A 5650-nucleotide genomic window follows, 5' to 3' on the forward strand; every position below is an offset into this window, starting at 1 on the left:
CTCCTCCAGTGCGCGACGCGCGTCGCCGAGGCGTTCGTCGACGACGCCGAGCGCCCGGAGCAGCCACGGGTCGGGGTCGCGGGCGACCGCGGACCTCAGCAGGGCGCCGGCCACGCCGACCGCGCCGCCGTACCAGCAGGCGGCGACGGCGATGCCGCCCCACTCGAAGCCGGGGCGACGGAGGTACCAGCCAGGCTCACCGACGGGTGTCGCCGGCACGGACGAGAACGTCACGGGCCCCGAGGGGATCTCGACCAGGCCGCGCGCGTGCCAGGCGCCGGGCACGACCTCGACGCCGGGCTGGCGGAGGTCGACGGCGAACAAGCGGCGCTCGTCGCCGACCCAGGCGGTGACGAGCGCGCCGTCGAGCACGCCCGCGAGCGAGCACCACGGCTTGGTGCCGGTGAGCGTCCAGGAGGTGCGGGCGTCGTCACCCGCACCTGCGGCGGTCGCCGAGCCGGCGGGCTCGGCGGGCTCCGCGACGAGCTTCGCGCCCGGGCCCTCGGCCGCGAAGACGCCCCAGGTGAACCGGTCCGCCGAGGAGGCGCGGGTCGGCAGCACGACCGTGCCCGCCTCCCGCGCCTGGTCGAGGATCGCGGTCGCGTCGAGGTGCGGCTCGACCGCCCGGGCCGCTCCGACGTCGTGGGCAGCGAGGGTCGCGAGGGCCAGCCACAGGTCGGCGGTCGAGCCGGCCCCGGGAACGGGTGCCGCGCCTCCTCGGCGGGTCAGGTCGGCGGCGAGCTCGAGGGAGCCGGCCACCGAGCGCGGCAGGCGAGCGCGGACCACAGCCGTGGCCGACCGGGGGTCGACCTCGTGGGAGAGGAACATCCGTCGAATCTACGGCGCTGACGCCGTGCTCGTTCACGGAGGAGGGGCCCGCGGCTGCTCCGTTCGCCCTGTGACCGAGTTCCGGGCAGCGCTAGAGCGTCAGGCGGCGCTCGACGAGCTGCACGGCGACGTCGGCCAGCTTGAGCCGCCGACTGCGGGCGTGCTGACGGATGAGCACGAACGCCTCGTCCGTGCTCACGCGGCGCACGTGCGCGACGACGCCCTTGGCCTGCTCGATCACGACGCGGGTGTCGAGCGCGCCCTGCAGCTGCTCCTGCACGACCGCGCTCTCGCGCAGCGTGCGTTCCTGCAGGATCCCGATCGTCGCGACGTCGGCGAGCGCCTGCCCGACCCTCACGTCGCGCTCGTTGAGGGCGCCCACGGAGGTGCGCAGCAGGTTGAGGGTGCCGATGACCGTCCCTCTGAGGCGGAGCGGCACGGCGTGCACCGATCGGAAGCCCTGCTCACGGGCGACGGCGGCGAACTCCGGCCAGCGCCCCTGGTCGACGGCGACGTTCGGCAGCGAGACGGGCTCCGCCGTGGTGAAGCACGTCCAGCACGGGCCGGAGCGAGCGTCCAGCTGCATCGTCTCGACGAGGGTGCTCGCCTCGCTCGTCGACGCGACCACGTCGAGGTCGCCGTCCTCGTCGGCGAGCAGGATGCCCGCCTCCTGGACGTCCAGGACGGACCGGCAGGTCTCGACGAGCGTCTGCAGCAGCTCGATGACGTCGAACCCGGCGACGAGGCTGTCGGCCAGGGTGGCGAAGGCATCGACGAGGACGGCCTCACGGCCCGCCTCGCTCACCACTCCTGCTCCGGCTCGTCGGGGCGGGGGCCGTCCGGGGCGGCGGCGAAGCTCACGCGTCCCTCGAGGACGGCGTCGGCGATGTCGGTCATCGACACGCCCTCGGCGAACGCGCGGCCCTGCAGCAGCAGCTCGGCGTCCTCCGCGGAGACGTCGGCCTGGGCGAGCACCATGCCGGTCGCCTGGTGGACGCGACGTCGGGAGTACTTGTCGACCCGAACCTCCTCGGCCTGGTCGTCGGCCACGTCGCGCACGGCACGGCGCAGGAGGTGGCGGCTGAGGTCGTCGGCCAGCGCGGAGGCGCGGCGCGCGCTCGCGTCGGGGAGCTCGCCCGGACGGTCGCACCACAGGTCCATCGCGCCGAGGGCGAGCGGGCCGAGCAGGAGCGGGAACGCGAAGAGGGCCTCGACGCCCTCGTGGTCGAGCAGGGCACGCGAGAAGGCCGGCCAGGTGCGCCGCGGGGAGAGCCGGAGGCTGCCCTCGAGCACGGGACGCCGCTCGGCGACGGCGTCCCAGCAGGGCCCCTCGCCGAGGTCGAACTGGAGCTCGTCCAGTCGCGCCGCGGTCGGGTCGCTCGCCGACACCGTCTCGGTGCGGAGCAGCTCGCCCATCGTCGACACGGAGACGCCGGTGACGGGCAGGGACGCGAGCACGCTGCCGGCCAGGTCCGTGTCGTCCACGCGAGTGAGGTCGTCCATGGATGTGAGGTTACCCGGCCCCCTGGCGTGGGAGCGCACGTCGTGCGACGCTTGCCGGAGACGTGAGAGACCCCTGGACCTCGGGCCCGACGCGATCGTGCCGCCACTCCCTCGGCGGCCAGCGACGAGACGAGAGAACCATGGCATCCACCTTCCTGACCCTCGACCGCCACAAGTATCGCCTGGCGGCGGACGCGGACGTGTCCGCCCTCAAGGGGCGGGTGCTCGACGCCGTCGTCACGGGCGCCTCGTTCGTCGACGTCCCGACCGCCGACCGGGGCGTCCTCGCGGTGCTCGTGCGCCCGGGCGACCACGTGACCATCGGGACGATCGACGACGTCGAGCTCGACCCCGACGCGTGGTCCGACCTCGTCATCGCGGTCGACCTGGAGGACTGGGCGCGCTAGCCGGCCTGGCGGGCCGGCTGCGAGCTGCCCGGGTGCACGACCGCCCGTCGCTCAGAGCAGGACGGTGCTGCTGCGGAATGACGACGGCGACGTCGTCCCGACCTGCCAGACGACCGTCAGGCCGCGCGGCGCGCCGTCGCTCGAGGCCGAGCCCACGGGGATCGTGAACTCGCGGCCCGAGCCGGCGGAGACGGGCTCGTCCGTGGGGGTCTCCACCCCGTCGACGAACGCGAAGACCCCGTTCGGGTAGCCGACCGTCGAGGGGCCGGTCGCGTCGGCAGAGGCCGGCGACGCGAACGTCAGGGAGGCGGGCGCCGAGTCGTCGAAGGGGGCGGCACCCGCGTCCGCGGTCGCGGCGACGTCCTCGGCGCCGACGGCCGGGTTCGTCCACTCGTAGACCGAGTCACCGGTCGAGGGGACGCCGGCGTCGTCGATGCGGAGGCCCGCCGACGACTCGCGGACGATCCACGCGTCGGCCTCGGCCTCGGTCGTCGCGCTGACCACGGTGACGACGTCCTCGAAGGCCTTCGTCTCCTCGAAGGTCGCCGCGGCGAGCTGCCCGGCCGCCTCCGGAGTGACGGTTCCGTCCCGTCCGAACAGCGAGGCGAACTGCTGCTCGGACGGGTAGAAGGCCTGCGCCTCGGGCGTGAGCAGGGCCCAGGCGGCGGCCGCGTCGCCGGCCGCGGCGGCGTCGAGGTACTCGCGGACGAGCTCGACCGCGGGCGAGGCGGCAGAGGTCGCCGACGCGGAGGGGACGGGGTCGGGGGCGGAGGTGACGGTCACCGTCGGTGTCGTCCCCTCGGCCTCCGCGGAGGTGCAGCCGGCCGTGACCCCGAGCACCGCGACGGCGAGTGCGGCGCCGGTCAGGGTCGCGCGGGCCGACGTCGTGCGGGACTGGCGCGTGCGGGGTGACGGGGTGCTGCGTGACGGGGTGCTGGCGAGGGTCGCGCGGGCTGGGGTCCGGTTCGTGAGAGCTGCTCGTGTCGATCGCATGAGGCGGACGGTAGGCGAGGCGGGCGGAGGCCGACCGCGACTCCCAGGGGACCGTGACCCGCGCCTCCTGCCGGATCGTGACCCGCGCCTCCTCGTGCTCGACCTCAGCGGAAGGACGCCGCGACCCCGTTGCGGTGGTAGTCGAACACGATGCTCGTGCGGGTCGAGGCGACCGACGGCTGGGCGGAGAGGTGGTCGACCACGAAGGTGCGGATCTCGCTCGAGTCGGCCACGGCGATGTGCACGATGAAGTCGTCGTGCCCGCCGAGGAAGAACACCTGCAGCACCTGCGGCAAGCTCCGCACGGCCTCCGAGAAGGCGGTGATCGCGGCCTGCCGCGACCCCGGCCGCAGGGTCACGCCGACGATCGCCTGCAGCGGCAGCCCGAGGCTCCGCTGGTCGATGCTCGTCAGGAACCCCGTCACCACCCCGCGGTCGATCAGCGAGCGCAGCCTCACGTGCGCCGTCGAGGGCGCGACGCCCACCGCCGCCGCGAGCGCGGCGTTCGAGATGCGCGCGTCCGTCCCGAGCACGTCGAGGAGGCGCAGGTCGAGCTCGTCGAGCGGGCCGGGGGCGCGAAGATCGTTCGGCCCTGCACTCGCGGGGACGCCTTCTCTCGGGTCGGATGCAGCCATGGGGGCATCTTCGCAGAAGATGCTTCGGTCGAAACAGGTCCGAAACGAACGATCGCCACGATCGGGTCACACTGGATGAGCAGGGTCGCGACGAGGCGCTCCTGACGAAGATCGGAGCAGCCGTGCGCGTCGGAGTCCCCACCGAGATCAAGAACAACGAGAACCGGGTGGCCCTCACGCCCGCCGGGGCCGACGCCCTGGTGCGTCGCGGCCACGAGGTGCTCGTGCAGGCGGGCGCGGGGCTGGGCTCGCGCATCCACGACGACGACTTCGCCGCGGTCGGCGCGACGATCGTCGAGACCGCCGACGAGGTCTGGGCCGCCGCCGACCTGCTGCTCAAGGTCAAGGAGCCGATCGCGTCCGAGCACCGCCACCTGCGCGCCGACCAGGTCGTCTTCACCTACCTGCACCTCGCCGCCGACCGGCCCCTGACGGAGGCGCTGGTCGCCTCGGGCACGACCGCGATCGCCTACGAGACGGTGCAGCTGCCCGACCGCTCGTTGCCGCTGCTGCAGCCGATGAGCGAGGTGGCAGGGCGCCTGTCGATCACGGTCGGGGCGTACCACCTGATGCGCGCCTCCGGCGGTCGCGGCACCCTGCTCGGCGGCGTGCCCGGCACGCCGTCCGCGAAGGTCGTCGTGATCGGCGGCGGGGTCGCCGGCGAGCACGCGGCCGCGAACGCCCTCGGCCTGGGCGCGGACGTGACCGTGGTCGACCTGTCGCTGCCGCGCCTCCGTGCGCTCGAGTCGCGCTTCGACGGCCGGGTCGCCACGCGGCACTCGTCGCCCTTCGAGATCGCCGCGCAGGTGCGCGAGGCCGACCTCGTGATCGGGTCGGTGCTGATCCCCGGGGCGGCGGCCCCGAAGCTCGTCACCGACGAGATGGTCGCGACGATGAAGCCGGGCGCCGTGCTCGTCGACATCGCGATCGACCAGGGCGGCTGCTTCGAGGGGTCTCGGCCGACCACCCACGACGACCCCACCTTCGCCGTGCACGACACGGTCTACTACTGCGTCGCGAACATGCCGGGCGCCGTGCCCGAGACCTCGACGCGCGCGCTGACCAACGCGACGCTGCCGTACGTGGTGGCGGTGGCCGACCAGGGCTGGGAGGCGGCCACGGCGGCGGACCCGGCCCTCGCCGCCGGGCTCAACGTCGTCGCGGGAGCGGTCGTCGCGCCGGGCGTCGCCGCCGCGCTCGGGTTTCCGCTCGCGGCGGCGCCCCTGCGGGCCTGACACTGCCGCCCCCCGTGTGAGCCCCGCCTCGAAACGCGGTACGAAACAA

The 5650-nt window shown here is 74.4% G+C and carries 6 protein-coding genes and 1 pseudogene; 2 read left to right on the forward strand and 5 right to left on the reverse strand.

Annotation, left to right across the window (positions count from 1 at the left end):
* From RWM17_RS11610 to RWM17_RS11620, 3 genes and pseudogenes are all read right to left on the reverse strand, one after another.
* Positions 1-828: pseudogene (locus tag RWM17_RS11610) on the reverse strand (SAM-dependent methyltransferase); the annotation flags it as partial.
* 91 nt (positions 829-919) lie between these two features.
* Positions 920-1633: a GAF and ANTAR domain-containing protein gene (locus tag RWM17_RS11615; protein WP_314103856.1), complete on the reverse strand. Its 714-nt coding sequence runs from the start codon at positions 1631-1633 to the stop codon at positions 920-922.
* The gene (locus RWM17_RS11620; protein ID WP_314103858.1) at positions 1630-2331 is read right to left on the reverse strand and encodes an ANTAR domain-containing protein; all 702 of its coding nucleotides are present in this window, start codon (positions 2329-2331) and stop codon (positions 1630-1632) included. Before RWM17_RS11620 ends, RWM17_RS11615 begins: the two co-directional genes overlap by 4 nt.
* Before the next feature lie 140 nt (positions 2332-2471).
* Here RWM17_RS11620 and RWM17_RS11625 point away from each other — a divergent pair, with 140 nt between their 5' ends.
* Positions 2472-2738, forward strand: coding sequence for a hypothetical protein (locus RWM17_RS11625; protein WP_314103860.1), 267 nt, complete (start codon positions 2472-2474; stop codon positions 2736-2738).
* Positions 2739-2789: 51 nt separating this feature from the next.
* On the opposite strand, the gene RWM17_RS11630 is transcribed toward RWM17_RS11625, so the two are convergent.
* Both RWM17_RS11630 and RWM17_RS11635 read right to left on the reverse strand, forming a co-directional pair.
* Complete coding sequence (locus tag RWM17_RS11630) at positions 2790-3731, reverse strand: hypothetical protein (RefSeq protein WP_314103862.1); 942 nt, start codon at positions 3729-3731, stop codon at positions 2790-2792.
* Between the two features lie 104 nt (positions 3732-3835).
* Positions 3836-4366: an Lrp/AsnC family transcriptional regulator gene (locus RWM17_RS11635; protein ID WP_314103863.1), complete on the reverse strand. Its 531-nt coding sequence runs from the start codon at positions 4364-4366 to the stop codon at positions 3836-3838.
* A 122-nt stretch (positions 4367-4488) separates the two neighbouring features.
* Here RWM17_RS11635 and ald point away from each other — a divergent pair, with 122 nt between their 5' ends.
* Positions 4489-5601 (forward strand): alanine dehydrogenase, encoded by a 1113-nt coding sequence (ald, locus tag RWM17_RS11640; protein ID WP_314103864.1) that lies wholly within the window; start codon positions 4489-4491, stop codon positions 5599-5601.
* Positions 5602-5650 lie beyond the last annotated feature (49 nt).

Origin of the sequence: uncultured Frigoribacterium sp., assembly GCF_963515265.1 — a bacterium.
Taxonomy (GTDB): domain Bacteria; phylum Actinomycetota; class Actinomycetes; order Actinomycetales; family Microbacteriaceae; genus Frigoribacterium.

What these genes read in the sequence shown, in the direction of transcription:
- RWM17_RS11620 (WP_314103858.1), bottom strand. Translation starts at nt 2,331, where the DNA reads ATGGACGACCTCACTCGCGTGGACGACACGGACCTGGCCGGCAGCGTG.
- RWM17_RS11625 (WP_314103860.1), top strand. Translation starts at nt 2,472, where the DNA reads ATGGCATCCACCTTCCTGACCCTCGACCGCCACAAGTATCGCCTGGCG.
- RWM17_RS11630 (WP_314103862.1), bottom strand. Translation starts at nt 3,731, where the DNA reads ATGCGATCGACACGAGCAGCTCTCACGAACCGGACCCCAGCCCGCGCG.
- RWM17_RS11635 (WP_314103863.1), bottom strand. Translation starts at nt 4,366, where the DNA reads ATGGCTGCATCCGACCCGAGAGAAGGCGTCCCCGCGAGTGCAGGGCCG.